Raw genomic sequence first — 17,878 nt, forward strand, 5'->3', positions numbered from 1 at the left:
CAGGTTAATATCAAGACTAGTGCAGACCCCGAACTCGGTGAATAGCTCCTTCGCATGTTCGCCCTCTTCTGCCATTGCATGACCGCAAGCCAATGATGCTAGGCAAGATGATAATAGTCCCTTGGTGAAGTCTCGTCTGTTTAAATGATTCATAGTCACAATACCGGGCCCATATTCTAAAACTATCATCACGTCTACACCATTATTTGAATAGTCCAGCCTTCTAAAAAGCAGAAATTGTCACCTCCGCCCCGCCTCACCAGCTAAAGGGAGGACTAAATCTGATATTATACCACTTAAAGCTCCAGAAGAGACAAACGTTGTTTTTTTGGGTTTTAAGGGAAGTGCGCTTCGCGGAACGAATGAGATACCGGTGGCTTTCTTGCTAAATCAGCGTTTCTCCTCAGTCATGGTGCCCGCACCACTCCTTCGTCGTGCCTTGATTCATCAAGAAATCACTCCGGCATTAGTCTCTTTTCAAACTCTAAGTGGTATTATAGCAACTCCATTGAGCTCCGAGAGGTGTTGGGTTTTAAGTGTTATGCCCACCCTTGGTGTGGAAATTACAAACGATGGAGCGTAGCAGTATAGATCCGTTCGTATAACTGAAAAAATAGCAGCGCGAAGTTTGGTATAAAAAGAGTACCTATCCTGGATGAAAAGTTTTTCTGCACATCGCTTCGTAGCTTTCCGTTCACGTCTAGCTTTGACTGATTCGGCCAGTGGGTTCTTCACTGTCAAATTATCCTTTGACACACGGATATCCAGTGCGTTGTTTGAATTATGAGGCACTGTTTCAAAAAAAAAATTTGGACAGTAGCTTGTCTGTCACTTTCATATCTTCCTGCTATGGCCGAAAAAAACTCGATTGCTGAATTCACTCCAAAGGAGGCTGACTCTCAAGGATGGCGCGTTGTTGATGATGGTGTGATGGGTGGACTTTCCAAAGGGAAAATCGAGATCTCGAAAGATGGCATTTTAAATTTCTATGGCAATCTCTCCCTTGATAACAACGGCGGATTTTCCTCCCTAAGGACGAGCAAAATGAATTTAAATTTAAGTGGTGCCGAAGGTTTGGTGGCACGAGTCAAAGGCGATGGACGCACCTATCAGATGAGATTCAACACTGATGCTCGATTTCGCGGTAGGGAAGTTTCTTTCAAGTCAGATTTTGAGACCAAGAAGAATCAGTGGATCGAAATCAAAGTTCCGTTTGAGGATTTCTCAGGAAGCTTTCGCGGGATGAACCTTAAGAAGGAGAAGTTTGATCCGGCCAAGATCCAAAGGATTGGTCTTTTACTTGGGGATAAAAAAGCTGGACCATTTGAACTCCAAGTTGATTGGATTCGAACCTACGGAAACAAGGCTGGCTCCAGTGACATCGTTTCAGCGGCTCTCGCCGACGGACGATTTGGAACACTCGCTACCGCCCTTACCGAGGCAAAACTAGTGGCAACTCTGCAGGGCAAAGGCCCATTCACGGTTTTTGCTCCAACCGACAAAGCCTTCTCCAAGTTACCTAAAGATACCGTTGCTACTCTTCTAAAACCAGAGAACCGTAAGCAACTCCAAGCAATACTCACCTATCACGTCCTCTCTGGTTCAGTCGATCTGGCTGGAGCGCTCGCAGCAAAGCAGGCTAAGACTGTTCAAGGTGCCTATGTTAAAATTGGTTTTAGTGATGGCAGAGTCCGGGTCAACGACGCGGCCATACTCAATGCTGGCATCAGGTGTTCGAACGGAATAATCCACGTGATCGACTCGGTTATTCTCCCACCTGAACCTTCTAATGATATCGCTAGCGTGGCTAAGGAAGCCGGTAGCTTTAAGACTCTGCTAGCAGCCGTCGAGGCTGCCGGCTTAACGAAGGTCCTTACTGGTGAAAAGCCTGTCACAGTTTTCGCACCTACCGACCAAGCTTTCGCAGCCTTACCTGATGGCACAGTAGAATCACTTTTAAAACCTGAAAACCGTGACCAACTGATTGCCATTTTGAGTCTTCACCTTGTTTCTGGCAAGGTTTCTGCCGGTGACGCATTGAATACAAAGAAAGCGAAGTCCCTTAGTAATGGTGCTTTGAAATTTGGAATCATCGATGGAGTCTTTAAGGTGAACAACGCCACGATCGTCAAGACGGATGTTCTTTGTGATAACGGGGTGATTCACGTGATTGATTCCGTACTTCTGCCTAAAATGAAGGCTGCGCCTGAAATATCAGCCATAAAGCGCATCAAAAAAGCGATTGATAAAGGCGTGCCAATCTTCAACGGCGGCAACCCTGGCAAATGCGCCGATATTTACCGCGACTGTCTGCTGGCTATTTCAAAGGCTCAGAACTTGACGCCAGTGCCGCAAAGATGCTTGATGAGGTGCTACAGCGTGCTGAAAAAATGAATGACGACACCCAACGTGCGTGGGTGCTGAGAAAAGGGCTCGATAAAGCCTATTCGATACTCGCAGGGAAATAGATTTCTTTTGATTCTTTTAGAAAGAATTTCATCACGGCTAGCACGAATTTCCACGAACCTATGGACTGGGATGTTTCTCCGAAACGCACGGCTAGGTTGACTCAAACTTCTGAATAATCTTCTAAATTTACCGTCGAATTATGAGTTATTCTTTCGGACTGGCGTACTGATGACGCTCATCTGGGCTCCAACAAAGACTTAACATTCTAAAATAGTATTCACTCTTCGACCACAGAGGGCACTCGGATCCCATCCTTTATGCCGTGGATTTTTTTCTTATCCGCGGGAACGATAGTTGCCAGTGTGCCGCCGAGTTTGTTTCCTCCGTTCTTGGCGGTGAAACATTTGGACATTTGCCATTTACATACCGTTTTCTGGCCGCTGATGCGGGGGTAACGCCGCTATGGTTTCGCCGATGCGCTCCAGGCTTTCAACACCGACACCAATCCTTCCACGCTGCGGTCGGTTCACGTCCATGATTACCATGAGGATGGCTCCGATGAGAAGTCCCAGCGCCATGATCGCTTTGCGCCCGCCTTGATTTGCCGCGCCGAAGGCCCAAGCCAGAAACCCTATTGATAGAGCCGCGACAGCAAAGAGCAGTATAATCAGTGGTGCCGGTAAATAGTTCTCAATGGACGCGAGCCGTAACTCGTGGATGTCGATCACCTCGTTGGTGGCGGTTATCAACGAGCCCATGACCGCATTGCTTCGGTCAGGTTGGTTGGCTCGCTCGACCGTTGACCACAGCGTGGCGTGCATAGATTCACTTTTACTACGGGCGTTCCGAAGGGTGGAGAGGTCTGTCCTGGACCCACCTAGCGCGATACGGGCGTCCGTGTAAGTGCGCAGCGCATCCCGCAGGTCGTCGCGCAATGGCTGTTCAAGTAGTCCGGCCCGCAACCAGAGGGTGCCGATGGCGTTGGCCTCGTTGACAATCACGTCACGCCGCGCATCCCAGCGGGAAACCGCCATGGACAGGGAGAAACCGAGTAGCAGTCCGAGCAGCCCGAGCATAGCGGCACCCGTGCCGCTCATCAGAGATCGGAAGGAATCCTTCGATTTGCGCTTCTGGGCCCCTCGACGGAATCCAATTTCACCAGCAGCTGCGATCAGCGCAACCATTGCGAAGACAATCAGTCGGTGGTCTACCAGGTAAAATTCCACGTCGAAATTCATGGATCTATGTTCCTTTCTTATGTGATGGCTTCTTCATTTTTATGATCTTGAGTGACACTCAAGGCTTCTGCCCCACTACTTCCAATAGCACCTCGCCAGCAGCACCAGAAGGTGGTCGCGTTCCGATGGCTGTGGCCAGAGTGAGCGCCACATCTACGGTATGGACGCGGCGCGAAACTTTCTGTGGCTTGATCCCGTTCCCGGCGAAAATGATCGGCACATAGGTGTCATACCGCCAGGGTGAGCCGTGCACACACGCAACCGATAGCCCGTCTAGATCGTTGATGAACCAGCCGGGATTGAAAACGACGTAGATGTTTCCAGATCGCGCAGGGTTGTAGTTATTAAGAACGGCTCGCGTTAGTATGTTTTCAGGAACCGTGCCTCGCTCGAGCGAGGTGCTGGGCACCGCGTAGGACACGGAGGGAAAGGCAACGAGCTCTTTGGCGATCATGGTCTCCAGCGCTGCGAGGTCGATCTTGGGGTCTTTGATAATCTCGCTGGTCAGGTAGATATAGGGATGGTCGTAGCCTTCGATCATCTTGCCTTCGATGCCGAACTTTTTCTTGATCCGTGCGATCACCGGTTTCTTGTCCCATTTGTCGGGCGAAACATAGTCGGCGGGGATCCCCAGGCTCTTCAGGTATCCCGGTGACTCGGGGCAGCCATGATCGGCAGAGAGCACGATCAGGGTGTTCTCGAGACCAACCTCCTTATCCACGTAGGCAAAGAGATCGGCGAGGGTCCGATCGAGTCGCAGGATATTATCCTCGGCCTCGAGGCTCGAGGGGCCGAAAAAATGACCGATGTAGTCGGTCGCGGAGTAGCTGACGCCGAGGAAGTCTGTGATCGGGTCATCCCCCAGACCCTCCTTGTCGATGACGGTTTTAGCGAGATCCGTGGTCATCTCGTCGCCCACGGGGCTGATCGTGAGAAAGGTCGAGAAATACGGATTCTTGGGTGTTGTGAACTTGTGGGGGAAGGTGCGCCCGTAGCTATCGAGTGAGGATTCCCACTCCTGATCATCACGGTCACCAAAAAGGTAGCTTTCGATCGGGAGCATCAATTCCCAAGCAGTATTCGCATAACTCTCAGGAAGTTTTTTGGCGTTCCAGTCAACGATCCACTGGGGGTATTTATCGTAGTAGTAGCTGCTGGTTACAAACTGGTTCGATGCCTTGGAAAACCAGAAAGCCTTGCCTGCATGACCCGCCATCGAAACCGCTCCTCGATCCTTGACTGAGACGCTGAAGATCTTGGCCTTGCCTGCAGTGAGCACGGCGAGCTCGTCGGCGAAAGTGGTGGTTAGAATCGCCTTAGGCGAGCGGCCGTCGCTGGTGGCAGCTTTCTGAGTGGGGTCGATCTCGGTAGCCGCGTCCACATCCGCGCCCTTGGTTAGAAGGTGATAGTCGGGGTCCTCGATATTGTAGGTGGTGGCACCCGTCGCGCGATCAAACCAGAGGTTGCCGATCATTCCGTGGGCCGCGGGGTGAGCGCCCGTTGCCAAGGTCACATGGCCGACAATGGTTTCTGTGTTGGCATGGGCATGATGGGCGTTGTTGTAGTGAATCCCCTTTTCCAACAGATATCGTAAACCACCCTTGCCGAGTCGGTCGATGTAGCGCGTTGGCAAGTCGCCCCGTAACTGGTCGACGGTGATCTGGACAATAAGCCGGGGTTTCTCGTGCGTCGGAGATGGTGCCGCCGCGGACGGGAGAGCCAAGGCCACGCCGAGCATGGATACCAAAGTCAGGTGTTTCGTCATGATTGATTGATGGTTTTATGTTAGCTTTTGATAGGTTGGTCTCTATGCTTTGGCGGATCTTGGCTCTTGGGACGTAATGGGATTACTTTGCCTCGACCGGAGCCGGGAACTTCCAACTGCCGTCGAGGACCTCCTTCTTCGGCCGGTAGAGCCTCACGATGTAGTTCCAGCCCTTCTCGATCGGCAGGAAGTTGTCCGCCTTGGGATCGCCGCCGAAGTGAATGGTGATGCTGCCGTCCTTGTCCTTCTTGGCGGTGACGTTATTGAACGAGTAGGCCTTGTACTTGTTGAGTGGTATCCAACCCTCCTCGTCGTAAAGGGTCACGGACCAGAAGGCGCCCACCGGGACGTCTTTCGCGGTGAGGGTGTAGGCGGTCTTGCCGTCGTTCTTTTCGGGGACCACATTCACATAACTGGCAGCCTCTGCCGGCAACCCGCCCCAGCCGAGAGCAGCGCCCAGCAACCAGTAGACCTGATCCAGTTCCTCTTTCTTGCCGAACATCTTTCCCGCATCCGTGACCGTGGAGGCAACCACATTGATCGTGGCTCGCATCTTCTCCACTTCCTCCTTATTCCAAGCGGGCAGTTCGAATTTTCCGATATCAGCCTGCTTGACGCTGACCGCATCCTGGAGCAAGTGCGCCGCCTTCACGTCCTTCTCATCGTTCGGATCCATGAAGGTCCGCATGACCAGACACACAAAGCGCGTTCCCACCTTCTCCTCGGTCAGGACACCTGTCTTCGGGCCGTAGAGCCCCCAGATCGAATGATCCTGGCTCACGATCATCAAGGATTGATAGCGCCCTTCGGTTTCCGGAAGCGTGACCGTGAGCGGAGACCTCAGGTCAAACACCCCAAACGAGTAGAGGGTGTCCCGGTTGCCCCGAACGGTCACCTGGATATCCACGTCGTAGGGCTTCCGGAAATGCTCGAACTTTCCAAAGTTCTTGTAGCTCTCGACGTAGCCGATCATTTGGATGTCCGACTCGGCACGGACGTAGTTGTTGGCCGTGACCTTGGGGGCCTCCGCCGCATGAGCCGTCGCCAGGGCAGAGATGGAAATTCCTGCGGCAAACAGGGCTTGTAGGGTTCGTTGTCGTTTCATTGTCGTTTTCATTGTCGTTTTCATATTCGTTGTTTACTTGACCAACTCCAGGTCCGGCATCTTGAACGTTTTGTCGAAAAAAGCATCGGTAGGGCCATAGAAGCGAACATACAGAGTCGGTTTCTTGCCTGCCGTTGGAATCCAGTAATCCTCAAGCCCTTCAGGGGCCTTCGGGCCGAAGTACAAGGTGACGCTTCCATCGTCGTTCTTCTTCTTCTTTTCCATGTCGTAGCAGGAAAGCCCATGGCGATCTTCTTTGTTATAGATGAACGCCATGGTGTAATAATCATAGATCGTCAGCGACCAGAACTGCTTCACCGGCATATCGGCGGGAAAGTTGAGCGAATAGGTTTTGCCTGCCTCCAATTCATTCCCGTCTTTGTCAAGAACCCCACCCAGATATACGGTGGCCGGCTTTTCCGGGAGCTTGTTCGGCGCGTAGGTCGCCCAATGGTAGAAGTGAAGAGCCCGTGCCTCGGTATCGAGCAGGTCATCCGTTTCCCAGGAAAACCCTCTGTTGGAATCGGAATACTGGGCCCAACGCCATTGCCTGTCTTCGTAATACGGTTCATCAGGCTCTCCCACCAAAAACGTTTCTTTCATATAAAAGAAGGCGTCGGCGGCCGCGGCCCTCATCGCTTTTTGGGTCTTCTCGTCCGGCTTGTAGGGTTTGCCCTTTTCAATGCCCAGCGAGGCCAGCATCCCCATCATCACCTTGTCGCGAGGATAGGCATTCTCAACACTGAAGATCTGATACAGATCGTCGAAGAAGTCTTCATCATAAGGTGGTAAGGTTGAAAAACGCATGTCGATGGGATCCACAAACTGGGTGGGTTTGGGATTCGGAAGCTCCGACAAGTAGTACATCTTCAGTGTTTTAGAATACTCGTAAGCCCGCTCGACGGTGCTGTCCGGCCCTGGTATTGAGCGAAACGCAAAGTTCACTTTGTAACTGGGGCTCTTCACATGGATGTAACCTTCAGGGATCTTCTCGCTATATCCTGGAGGAGTTAGCTGGATTTTTCCTCCCTGGCCCTTGTCGATACCGGAAGGGCCGGCATCGGCTATAGTGACCTGCCAGTGATCCACCACCTGGCCAAACAAACTGGCATCTTCAGATGCCGCAGGAAGTTCCAGCACCGCTGGGCCATTGCGCAGATCAGTATAAGCAAGAATGTAAGGAGTGACGGTGTTCGCAGTCAGGAGTTCAGCTTTCTGTCTCGCAGGACCGGAATAAGCCAAAATGACATTGTCTCCGAATCCCAACTCTTTCGTGCCTTTTTCAAAGCCATAGATGCCAACGGCAGGAATACCCCAAAGTACGGCCTCGAAGGCGCGCTGGTACTTCAGCTGGTAGTCCAGATCCTTCACCGAAGGCTTTGACCCCGCTGGCGGTTGGCCGCCGATCGGATCGGTTGCTATCTTGGATGATTGCGCCGACGCTGAGGTCAGCATGCTGACGCACATCAGCGCAGTCAGCGCAGTCAGGGCGGTTGTAATAGTTCGTTTTGTTTTCATTGGGACAGTTTCCTTTTTGCTTTCAGGGTGTTTTTCTGGCTGAGGTGAAGGTGAATCAAGCTGAGCCCTTAGTTGTGCAGGTGATCAGGAGCGACCGTATTCTTGGCGATCTTATCAAAGGAACCGATGACTTCGTCTAATGCTTCACGGCTACCCTTGACCTTGGCGGCGCCCGCTTCGATCTGCTTGGGCAACGTGGTATCACCGGCCATGATCTCAGCAAGATTCCGGAAGGGGATCTCGATGGTGGCATCGACTTTCTCCGGCACAGTCGCACTCACCTCCGCCACACCCCGTCGCACGTGAACGGCGTATGATGCTTTCTTGTCGGTGAGTTTAATCTCAACGATGCGGTTAACCTTTACGCTCTTGATCGGGTCGATGTTGATCTCAAGCATTTTAAGCGTCTGGAGAGGATCAGCCGCCAAGATGCTGTCCACGGTCGCTTCTCCAAATAACAGCATGGCAGGCGGCTTGTTCCAATCCAGCTTGCCTTCCAGGTGCAAAGCCTCCGTCAGCATGAAATTGCGCGTCTGGATGCCGGATTTCGTCGTGTAGGCCATTTGACGCAGAGCATCGGCTTTCAGTTGCTTCGCCTCCTTGTTCTCTGGTTCCGCAGCGATGACGTAGAAAAGCAGCTTGGCAGACAGGTTGTATTTCTTCTCAGCAAAGGCCGACTTCGCCTCGGCGATTAATTGATCAACTCCGCCGGAAAGTTTGATGATTGTTTCCCCCATCTCCTTGTCCGTGGGCGGATGAAGGTCGGCCGTATCCTCCTGGAACCAACCGGCGATTCCACGATATTGGCCGCGCACGTTGTACTCGTGATCGACATAGGCGGGGAAGAGCCCGGGGTTGTCGCGCAAATGCGCGGGCAGACGGGCTGCCTCGACCATTTGCTCGGCGTTCATCCCCTTGTTCAAGCTGCGGACCGCTTGGTTGAAGGTAAATGCGTAGGCGTCACGTTGAGCTGTCAAGTGCTCCGCCGCGTCCTTGCCGCTGAGCGGAAGTCCGTGGACTCCAATCACATATTTTGCATTCAGGCTGCGCAATTTATCGATGCTGGCCACCATATCGACCGGGGTGCGATAGTAATCGCCACGCAGAGTGTAGAGCGAGAATAGCAGGTCCGTGACGGCGGTGTTGTGCAGCGCCAGATCCAGCTCCGGAAAGTAAGCAATAATACTGTCGCGAGTATCTGACACCACGTGGTGAAAAACGACCTTAAGGCCATCGATGATGACTTCCTCACCATCTTTGACCGGGTGGGTGACTGGCAGGTGACCGTGGGCATTGAGTGCGGCATCCTTAAAATGAGGTTCAGCCGGACCATAGGCCGCGTCAGGACCCTTTCAGGGGCAGATAAAGACCAGCTTGAATTCCGGTCCGGCGGTTTTGCATAGGGCCTAACAGACCGGAAGACGATGCCAGATTTTTGTCAACGTCAGGGTGACCGTAGACATCCATTTTTTTGTCTGGGTTGCTTGCCGCATAGGCTTTGGCACCGCCGGTATAATGGAAATGAGAGTAGATGATGGCCACGACCGGCTTGTTCACCTTTTCCTGAATCATTTTCAACACCGTCTGCCCCATTCCGATGTTAGCGCCAGTATCAAACGCAATGAGGCCCGTCTTGCCCTCGACAAAGGTGTAGTTGCTCAGGCTGTAGCCGGCAACGCTCCAAACTCCTTTGCTAACCTCGATGATCTGCGTACCACCAAAAGAGCCTTCTGACACGAACTTCTCATACTGGGCATTGGCCTTGGCGCCGTTGGGAGCTTCGACGATCTGGTCATCTAACCCACCTCGGTAAAAGGGCTTTTCAGTCTGGGCGCCTAATTGAGATCCCAGGCAGAGGCTCAGGGCGGCGCCCATCGCACAACGCAGGGCTGTTGTAATGGTTTGTTTTGTTTTCATTGTGATAATTTTCTTTTTTGTGTGGATGGCCGGACCATCCCCGCGACGCGCTGGCGTCGCCGCGAAGTGATAATTCCTATTTGACCTCTTTCGGAGCCGGGAACTTCCAGGTGCCATCGATGATCTCCTTCTTCGGCTGATACAGCCTCACGATGTAATTCCAGCCTTCCATGATGGAAAGGTGGTTGTCCGCCTTGGGGTCACCTCCGAAGTGGATCGTGATGCTGCCATCCGCAGTCTTCTTGGCCGTGATGTTGTTGAAGGCATAGATGTCCCGATCATTTTTCACCATGAAGCCCTTACTGTCGTAGAGGGTCACCGACCAGAAGCCATCCACCGGCACGTCCTTCACAGTGAGGGTATAGGGTGTCTTGCCGTCGTTCTTCTCCGGAACAGCATTGATATAGATTGCGGCTTCCTTCGGGTTTCCACCCCATCCATAGGCACAGCCCATCATCCAGTGGATGGGATCGAGATCTTCCTTCTTGCCAAAATACCCGGTGGTATCCGTGATTGTGGCGGCCAGAACGTTGACCGCTTCGCGCAAGGTCTCGACACCCTGCTTGTCCCAATTAGGGAGTACGAGTTTGCCGATGTCGGCCTGTTCAACCTTGATTGCATCCTGCAGCGCATGGGCGGCCTTGATGTCGGCGGGGTCATTGGCAGCTGCAAAGGTTCGAATTCCAATCAGGATATAGCGGGATCCGATTTCCTCCATCGTGAAGGTCTTTTTGGTCGGGCCGTAGATGGTGGGCAGGATGGAGTGATCCTGGTTGACCACCGCCATGCTCTGGAAACGATCTCCCGGATCCGGCAGTGTGATGGTGAGGGGCGAGGTCAGGTCGAAGGTCCCGAAGGAGTATATCGTGTCACGATTCCCGCGAATGGTGACCTGATTATCGACGTCATAGTGCCCCCGATTGTGATTAAACTTGCCGAAGGAGTCCATCCCCTCGGCGTAAACCTTGATTTGAAGGTCGGTCTCGGCACGGACGTAGTTGTCGGCGGTGACCTTGACGGCATCCGCCGTATGAGCCGATGCCAAGGCGGAGATTGAGATCCCCGCTGCAAACAGGGCTTGTAGGGTTCGTTGTCGTTTCATTTGTGTTTTCATGATGTTTTTTGGTATTTATGTTCTTACGAGATTCGAGCTGCGTTTTTCGACCCACTCACTTCCGTAGAGGGTGGAAATCCGGATTCTCACTAGAGCCTCATGGACTGGCTCGGGCTTGCTTCTTGGGTGTTTACCAAACGCTTCAATAACCGTGTGGGCATCGAGACGGTTGAGCGCGAAGGCAACTGGGCGAGGCTCGAACCTAGCAATCAAACCTTGCTTCTGGTCAGCTTCAATCCGAGAACAAGCGGCGTCATCAAAGGCTCCGAGAAAATCCGACCAATCCTGTTCAAAGCGGTCGTCGGTCGTTGCTGCGTCAGATATGGCTCGGAGAAAAGGACCTCGTTGGTAGCAAACATGAACCATTCCTTCTAGGCTCTCATGGGTCAAAGCAACAGGATCTCCAACACCTGCAATCCATGGTTTCGCGGCAGCAAAAATCTCCTCTGCCAACATATCAAGCAGCTCTTTCATCAACTGGTGGATATCCTCAAAATACTGATAAAATGCTGAGCGACTGATGCTCGTTGTGGCCATCAGGGAGCTGACGCTCATTTCACGAAACGGGCGCGACCATACAAACTCGAGCGCGGCATTGAGAATGTCTGCCCGCGTCCGATCAGATTTGATGATCCTCTCAGCTGACTTCGGATTGACACGTAAATGATCTGAACCATTTTACATATCTGACACAGTGTCAGAAAACGACATTCATTGTCAAGTTTCTAAGCGGCGTATCAACGACACCACAAGGCCATCGAGCTCTCCACCTAAAGAGATGAGCCAACGCCGTCACCATCAAAGTCATAGACTTGTAAAATACGGCAACTCATCATTTATGATTTTGGGGTTATCATGTGAACATCGCGTTGAGGGAAAGGTATCTGGATGTCATGATCTTTAAATTTCTTCCATATGGAAAAGAGGACATCACTTCGTGGTCGTCTGCGGCCTACGGCAATGTCATCGACCCAGAAATTGAGCGTGAAATCCACCGAGCTATCCCCAAAATTAACCAGAAAACACTCTGGGGCAGGGTTTTGACTACATCTGGGATTTTCGTTCGCCGCTTCCAAAATCAGTTCAGAGACTTGATTTAAATCCGAATCATACGAAACCCCAACATCAATGGATATTCGCCCCTGATTGCTGCTAAATGTCCAACTGGTCACCCTGTTAGTTATGAAGTCCTCATTAGGGATCATGACCTCTCTTCCTTCGAACGTCTCAACCAAGGTATACCTAGCTCCCGTTTCCCTTACGAAACCTGATAACCCTTCATTCATCTCAATCAGATCTCCTTCATTAATCGATTTTTCAAAAAGTATGATGAGGCCACTGATGAAATTTGATGTGATTTTTTGGAGGCCGAAACCCACACCTATACCAATTGCTCCGCTAAAAATAGCGAGCCCCGTAAAATCGATACCTAACACCTGTAACCCGATCAGCAATGCTGTGAAATACACTGCGGCTTGATAAGCCTTGGCTAATAATGATCGGCTATTGCTATTGATCTTTCGAATGGAGCGGATTCGATTTTTTCCAAATTTAGCAATAATACTAGTCACCCAAAAAAGCACCAGTATCACTAACAGGTTTTTTATTACCATGAACGCTGAAAAACGCATGCCACCTAGCCAAAATGACATTTGATCAGAGTCCAAAAGCTCTCTCACTGGGTTAATATAATTGAGAGCCCCCAAAAACAGTGAACCTCCCACCACACATAGAATAAACACCATGCCAACCCAAATGCGTGGAGTTAAAAAGAATTTGGTCATTTTCACCATAACAATATGACACTAACTAAACTAGAATCGATTGTCATTGGTAAACTCAAGGGAGTCTCCGTCAACAGTTTCAATAAATTACCTTAAATATAACATGACACATTAATCCTCAATAGAATATGGAATTATATTTTCAGATTGTTGAGCCTTATCGAAGAACAGGTCTGTGTTTTTAACCACACATTCTATATTAGCTACTACTCCTCGATCACACAAGGCACCAGTATACCATCCTTCATGCCGTGGATTTTTTTCTTATCCGCAGGAACGATAGTGGCCAGTGTTCCGCCGAGCTTTGTTTCTCCGTTTTTGTCGGTGAAATAATAGGGACAGAGTCGCACACGGCCCTTCATAATTTTTTCTTCGCCGGTTTCTTGATCGAAGTACGGATGCTCGACCACGCGGCCTGCGTGGTACTGCTGCATGACCCATGGCTGGTGATCAAATTCTGAGGTTGCATGCTTAATAGCAGCGGCCCATTCATCACGTGGCATGTCGTGACCTATCTTCACACTCTTGGAGCCCCAAGCTAGCTCGCTGAAGCCACTAATCTTGACGACAAGGCGTCGGTCTTTTTGACTAAACTCGCCGACGTCCGACCATTGGTTGACATCAAGTCGAGGCAAGGCTGCGTGTGGTGGAAGCTCAACCGGATCCATCATCCAACCAAAAGGAACAATCTCTTTGACACGTTCAAGGTGCTTGCCGCGCATGGCCTCTTGCCAAAACCATTTTAGCGCTGGCGTCCAAAGCAAGGCGAGCCATAGCTTTTCCTCAAGGTGCGGTTTGCATGGCGTAGTGAGATTCGCCTGAGCGGCCAGCTCTTTGGCGGCAGAAATATTTTCCCAATCGAACCATTCGAAGAAGCGGTAGGAAGCCTCATCCGTTGCCTCGGCTGTTTCTGCGGTTTCGACGCGGAAGCCGTCCCCTAACTGCTCGGCTAACCATTCCATCTCAGGTCGGTAGTCAGCGCTTTCTTCGGAGACTAAAATGCGTCCACCGTCTGGCATCAGTGATTTAAAGCCCTCGGTGACACCATCGCGTCCACCAAGGATATCAAAGCCCGCGTCTGCATAAAGGTGACTCAACCAAGTGGTGATTCCCATACCACCAGGAACACTATCCAGCTCGGTGAGCGCGAAACCATTTTCCGTGAGGATCAGATCGGGACGGATCACCCCCGGCAATGCATCGCGCAGCTTCTCTGAGCGTTGTTGATCGATCAACCATTGCGGCTTCCCTGCATCTAACACCTCAGAAATCCAGCGTGGGACTCTCCCCATCGCAGATCGCTGATAGAGCGTGTCACTTGCGCGCTGGAAGTTCGCCAATACATGGCCGAGCGAGGACACTTTACGCGCCTCCTTTTTACTCAGCACGAAAGGTTTTGGAGAAAACAACCATTGCGCTCCATCTCGAAGTTTCGAGTCGGGCAGCGCCTTTTGGATGTCAGATAATGAGAGTTTCACTTTATATATTGGTCGCTAAAAATGAATAATTCAAAGAAGTATTCTTACCACGAATCACACTAATTCCACTAATAGTAAATACACATCTAACTATTCGTGTCTATTTGTGAAATTCGTGGCCAACAGAGTATTCCTTAGATATCCAAGAAATTCTGAAGCATCTCTCTACCGTGCTCGGTAAGGATCGACTCTGGATGGAACTGCACTCCGTGGATTTCTAGTTCTTTGTGGCGCAAGCCCATGATCACTCCATCATCTGTTTCAGCAGTGATCTCTAAGCAATCGGGAAGCGTCTCACGCTTCACGATCAGAGAATGGTAGCGGGTCGCAGTGAATGGACTAGGAAGACCTTTGAAGACACTCTTCCCCTGATGGTAGACTTTAGAAGTCTTGCCATGCATCAATTTCTCAGCACGGATCACATCACCACCAAAGACCTGTCCCATAGACTGGTGTCCAAGACAGACCCCAAAGATTGGTATTTTGCCAGCAAAGTGCTCTATCACCTCACAGCTAATGCCCGCTTCAGTAGGTGTGCATGGACCTGGTGAAATACAGATATGTGTCGGCGCGAGCGCTTCGATGTCTGCGATGCTGAACTTGTCATTACGCACCACCTTCATCTCCTGACCAAGCTCGCCAAAATACTGGACGAGGTTGTAGGTAAAGGAGTCGTAGTTATCGATTACTAAAAGCATGGTTCGTTCGGTTATTCGCTCTTGATGGTTTTAGCTAGCTCTACAGCACGCAACATTCCCATCGCTTTGTTGCAAGTTTCTTCAAATTCGTAGGTTGGATTGCTGTCCGCCACCACACCAGCACCCGCTTGCACGTAGACTTTTTCGTCTTTCACCAAGCAAGTCCGCAGCGTGATACAGCCGTCATGGCTACCATCCCAGCCGAAGTAGCCAACCGCTCCAGAGTAGGTACAGCGCTTGTTCTTCTCGAGGCTATTGATGATCTGCATGGCGCGGATTTTAGGTGCACCACTCACTGTTCCAGCGGGGAACGTGGAACGAAGGACATCGTAGGCGCTGAAGCCATCTGCTAGATCGCCGTGGACATTAGAAACAATGTGCATCACATGGCTGTAGCGCTCGACGATCATGAAATCGTCCACCGTCACACTCGCGTGCTTGGCAATCCGTCCAACATCATTTCTAGCAAGGTCGACTAACATCAAGTGCTCGGAGCACTCTTTAGCGTCGGCTAGAAGGTCAGCAGCAAGCGCATCATCTTCCTCCTCCGTCTTCCCTCTCCAGCGAGTGCCAGCAATCGGACGAATGTCAATACGACCTTTGACCGAGCGCACATGCACCTCAGGAGAACTGCCGACTAAGCAAAACCCGTCGAGCTGGAGAATGAACATGTAGGGAGATGGATTCACATGGCGAAGCGCCCTGTACAGATTCAGAGAAGAACCCGTGTAGTCAGCCTCGAAGCGTTGGCTAGGAACCACCTGAAAGGCATCCCCCGCAGCGATATATTCCTTGGCCTTTAGCACCATTGCCTCGTACTCGTCTTGCGTCGTGTTGCTCTTCGCTTCAGGTTTAGCGTATTCCACCAAACCGTTAAGAGGAGCCACATGCACTGGCACATCGAGCTTCTCAATCAATGCTTCAATCTTTGTCACAGCATCCGCGTAGGCTGCATCTGGAGATTCGAACGCATCGAGCAACGCATTCGATACAACCAACAAACGGCGAAGTTTGTGATCAAAAATGAGCATCGTTTCAGCAAGCATGAACACCGCGTCAGGCAGGCCCAAATCATCTTCAGGCGTCTCCGTGATCGTTGGCTCAAATTGCTGCACAGCATCGTAACCCAAGTAACCGACCATGCCGCCATAGAACGGAGGGGCATCGCCGTGAGTCACCGGCTTGTATGGAGCCATGAGCTTCTCTAGCTCAGCGAGCACATCTTGCTCAGCTGTAAAAAATTGAGTGTCATTACCAACTTGCCACTCTATCTCTTTTCCATACGCTTTAAATACAGCACGGGGTTCGCTACCTACAAAGGAATAGCGACCACCAGCGTCAGTACTCTCAGCGCTGTCTAACAAGAATGCTCCATTTTCACCAGCGATCTTAAGATACGCGGAGACTGGAGTTTCAAAGTCGGCAGCAAGCTGAGCATACACAGGAACGACATTTCCGCGCTTAGAAAGCGTACGAAACTCGTCGAGACCAGGTTTTACAGGCAGTTGGTTCACGCCCCAAACAATGCGTTTCCTCCCAAAACTTGCAAGTGAGAATTCAGTCTTGGCAATGATTTAACCATTCACGACCCGCTCATTCCTCTATAATTTTAAAAATGCCCCGTTTTTTCCAACTAAGTGCTATGAGATTCGCCAATTTTCATTAATAGTAGATCAAACGATGCGACCACTCACTATAGCCACCACTTTATTGCTGTTCAGCCCGCTCAGCCACGCCGAAGTCCCAGCGGCCAAGCATAGTAGTGTCGCTCCCCCCGCCTATGAAGCCACAATGCAGGCAGCTCCATTTCTCAAGATCTTAGAGAAATATATTCAGAGTGCTTTCGAAGACACCGAAAAACCCGTCGATGTCGACGGCCTCTTTGCCGCTACAGGCCTTAAGAACCTGAACACCATCCAGCACAGCAACCGTCAAGTCGCGGACACATGGATCAACACCTTACGGCTGCACACAAAACAGCCTAAACCTGGAATATTCAAACTGTTAGGTACAGCCTCGCCAGAACTCAATGAGCCATTCTATGCTCCAGCCAGCAGTGATATAGCAGCGCAGCTTTCTCTCGAACTCGGCCACCTTCCAGGCCTACTCACCGCAATCAGTGAGCAAACCCAGCAACAGAAACAGACCAAGACCTTCCTCGAACAAAAAATTGGGGAGAGAACGCTCAAGGACCTCCTCGAGAAGAACCGTGCCCGCCTTCATCTTGCCGTTGATTTCGACGACAAGGTCCCCTTCAACCTCGGTCGTGTGCAAATTGGCCGACCACATGTGCTACTGCGAATCGATGGCATCAATCCACTCATTGAGGAACTGATTGAACACTACATCAAAACGCGCAATGTCCTACTCAAACGAACTGAGGAAAACGGCCATATTGTCTACCGACTTCCCAAATATTTCATACTCGCTAGTGCTGGATATTTACCAGTCATCACCCTAGACCCGACCGCCAACACCACTACTATAGCAAGTTCACAAATGGTGTTAGACCGAGTACGTAATTCCAAAACAACGCTGGCAGACGACCCACAATTCCTCCAAACATGGCAAAAAATGCCAGCCAAAAGCTCGGCTCAACTCTATATTTCAAAACGTCTACTCAACAGCACCGAAAAGATCTATAAGCGAGCCCTCAAGGAAGAATGGACAGATAACCCGCAATTTCTAGCCAATCAAGCGATCATATCTCAGCTCATACATGATCTCAATAGCTCTACATCAGGAATTGCATTCAGCCATGTGAGTAAAAAGGACCAGCAAATAATGAGTCTGAAAGCTCCCTTTCCCAGCATTCTAATACTGTTAGCTATTGCGCTGCAAAACTAACATCC

The 17,878-nt window shown here is 50.9% G+C and carries 15 protein-coding genes; 2 read left to right on the forward strand and 13 right to left on the reverse strand.

Translation table 11 applies throughout. The features are described 5' to 3' along the window. Window positions 1-849: 849 nt before the first annotated feature. Window positions 850-2,394, forward strand: coding sequence for a CIA30 family protein (locus tag BSZ32_RS01355; RefSeq protein ID WP_165788572.1), 1,545 nt, complete (start codon window positions 850-852; stop codon window positions 2,392-2,394). Between the two features lie 292 nt (window positions 2,395-2,686). On the opposite strand, the gene BSZ32_RS19950 is transcribed toward BSZ32_RS01355, so the two are convergent. The 13 genes from BSZ32_RS19950 to trpE all read right to left on the reverse strand — a co-directional run bounded on the left by BSZ32_RS19950 (window position 2,687) and on the right by trpE (window position 16,540). Continuing rightward, window positions 2,687-2,821 carry a hypothetical protein gene (locus tag BSZ32_RS19950; protein WP_276308385.1) on the reverse strand — a complete coding sequence of 45 codons (135 nt, stop codon included), beginning with the start codon at window positions 2,819-2,821 and terminating at the stop codon, window positions 2,687-2,689. Between the two features lie 7 nt (window positions 2,822-2,828). Then, window positions 2,829-3,647: a bestrophin-like domain gene (locus tag BSZ32_RS01360; RefSeq protein ID WP_105041753.1), complete on the reverse strand. Its 819-nt coding sequence runs from the start codon at window positions 3,645-3,647 to the stop codon at window positions 2,829-2,831. 58 nt (window positions 3,648-3,705) lie between these two features. Continuing rightward, window positions 3,706-5,412, reverse strand: coding sequence for an alkaline phosphatase family protein (locus BSZ32_RS01365; protein ID WP_105041754.1), 1,707 nt, complete (start codon window positions 5,410-5,412; stop codon window positions 3,706-3,708). 82 nt (window positions 5,413-5,494) lie between these two features. Further along, the gene (locus tag BSZ32_RS01370; RefSeq protein WP_206018687.1) at window positions 5,495-6,541 is read right to left on the reverse strand and encodes a DUF1214 domain-containing protein; all 1,047 of its coding nucleotides are present in this window, start codon (window positions 6,539-6,541) and stop codon (window positions 5,495-5,497) included. A gap of 9 nt (window positions 6,542-6,550) precedes the next feature. Further along, a complete protein-coding gene (locus BSZ32_RS01375; RefSeq protein WP_105041755.1) occupies window positions 6,551-8,035 on the reverse strand; it encodes a DUF1254 domain-containing protein in 1,485 nt (494 codons plus the stop codon). A 68-nt stretch (window positions 8,036-8,103) separates the two neighbouring features. Continuing rightward, window positions 8,104-9,240, reverse strand: coding sequence for an alkyl sulfatase dimerization domain-containing protein (locus BSZ32_RS01380; RefSeq protein WP_105041756.1), 1,137 nt, complete (start codon window positions 9,238-9,240; stop codon window positions 8,104-8,106). Between the two features lie 136 nt (window positions 9,241-9,376). Next, on the reverse strand, window positions 9,377-9,952 hold the full coding sequence (locus tag BSZ32_RS01385; RefSeq protein WP_105041757.1) for an MBL fold metallo-hydrolase: 576 nt from the start codon (window positions 9,950-9,952) through the stop codon (window positions 9,377-9,379). A 76-nt stretch (window positions 9,953-10,028) separates the two neighbouring features. Next, entirely contained in the window at window positions 10,029-11,066 is a 1,038-nt protein-coding gene (locus BSZ32_RS01390; RefSeq protein ID WP_206018688.1) for a DUF1214 domain-containing protein, read from the reverse strand. A 15-nt stretch (window positions 11,067-11,081) separates the two neighbouring features. Next, complete coding sequence (locus tag BSZ32_RS01395; protein WP_240610537.1) at window positions 11,082-11,621, reverse strand: TetR/AcrR family transcriptional regulator; 540 nt, start codon at window positions 11,619-11,621, stop codon at window positions 11,082-11,084. A 281-nt stretch (window positions 11,622-11,902) separates the two neighbouring features. After that, window positions 11,903-12,859: a mechanosensitive ion channel family protein gene (locus BSZ32_RS01400; RefSeq protein ID WP_105041759.1), complete on the reverse strand. Its 957-nt coding sequence runs from the start codon at window positions 12,857-12,859 to the stop codon at window positions 11,903-11,905. A 197-nt stretch (window positions 12,860-13,056) separates the two neighbouring features. Beyond that, a complete protein-coding gene (locus BSZ32_RS01405) occupies window positions 13,057-14,328 on the reverse strand; it encodes a hypothetical protein (protein ID WP_165788574.1) in 1,272 nt (423 codons plus the stop codon). A gap of 134 nt (window positions 14,329-14,462) precedes the next feature. Beyond that, on the reverse strand, window positions 14,463-15,026 hold the full coding sequence (gene pabA, locus BSZ32_RS01410) for an aminodeoxychorismate/anthranilate synthase component II (protein ID WP_105041760.1): 564 nt from the start codon (window positions 15,024-15,026) through the stop codon (window positions 14,463-14,465). 11 nt (window positions 15,027-15,037) lie between these two features. Continuing rightward, window positions 15,038-16,540 (reverse strand): anthranilate synthase component I, encoded by a 1,503-nt coding sequence (gene trpE / locus BSZ32_RS01415; protein WP_105041761.1) that lies wholly within the window; start codon window positions 16,538-16,540, stop codon window positions 15,038-15,040. 166 nt (window positions 16,541-16,706) lie between these two features. On the opposite strand from trpE, the gene BSZ32_RS01420 reads away from it, so the two are divergent. Continuing rightward, the gene (locus BSZ32_RS01420; RefSeq protein WP_105041762.1) at window positions 16,707-17,873 is read left to right on the forward strand and encodes a hypothetical protein; all 1,167 of its coding nucleotides are present in this window, start codon (window positions 16,707-16,709) and stop codon (window positions 17,871-17,873) included. The last annotated feature ends 5 nt before the right edge of the window (window positions 17,874-17,878 follow it).

The organism is Rubritalea profundi (assembly GCF_002954445.1).
GTDB classification, from domain to species: domain Bacteria; phylum Verrucomicrobiota; class Verrucomicrobiia; order Verrucomicrobiales; family Akkermansiaceae; genus Rubritalea; species Rubritalea profundi.

Coding starts and splice junctions, on each gene's coding strand:
- BSZ32_RS01355 (WP_165788572.1), top strand. CDS start 850: ATGGCCGAAAAAAACTCGATTGCTGAATTCACTCCAAAGGAGGCTGAC.
- BSZ32_RS19950 (WP_276308385.1), bottom strand. CDS start 2,821: ATGTCCAAATGTTTCACCGCCAAGAACGGAGGAAACAAACTCGGCGGC.
- BSZ32_RS01360 (WP_105041753.1), bottom strand. CDS start 3,647: ATGAATTTCGACGTGGAATTTTACCTGGTAGACCACCGACTGATTGTC.
- BSZ32_RS01365 (WP_105041754.1), bottom strand. CDS start 5,412: ATGACGAAACACCTGACTTTGGTATCCATGCTCGGCGTGGCCTTGGCT.
- BSZ32_RS01370 (WP_206018687.1), bottom strand. CDS start 6,541: ATGAAAACGACAATGAAAACGACAATGAAACGACAACGAACCCTACAA.
- BSZ32_RS01375 (WP_105041755.1), bottom strand. CDS start 8,035: ATGAAAACAAAACGAACTATTACAACCGCCCTGACTGCGCTGACTGCG.
- BSZ32_RS01385 (WP_105041757.1), bottom strand. CDS start 9,952: ATGAAAACAAAACAAACCATTACAACAGCCCTGCGTTGTGCGATGGGC.
- BSZ32_RS01390 (WP_206018688.1), bottom strand. CDS start 11,066: ATGAAAACACAAATGAAACGACAACGAACCCTACAAGCCCTGTTTGCA.
- BSZ32_RS01395 (WP_240610537.1), bottom strand. CDS start 11,621: ATGAGCGTCAGCTCCCTGATGGCCACAACGAGCATCAGTCGCTCAGCA.
- BSZ32_RS01400 (WP_105041759.1), bottom strand. CDS start 12,859: ATGGTGAAAATGACCAAATTCTTTTTAACTCCACGCATTTGGGTTGGC.
- pabA (WP_105041760.1), bottom strand. CDS start 15,026: ATGCTTTTAGTAATCGATAACTACGACTCCTTTACCTACAACCTCGTC.
- BSZ32_RS01420 (WP_105041762.1), top strand. CDS start 16,707: ATGCGACCACTCACTATAGCCACCACTTTATTGCTGTTCAGCCCGCTC.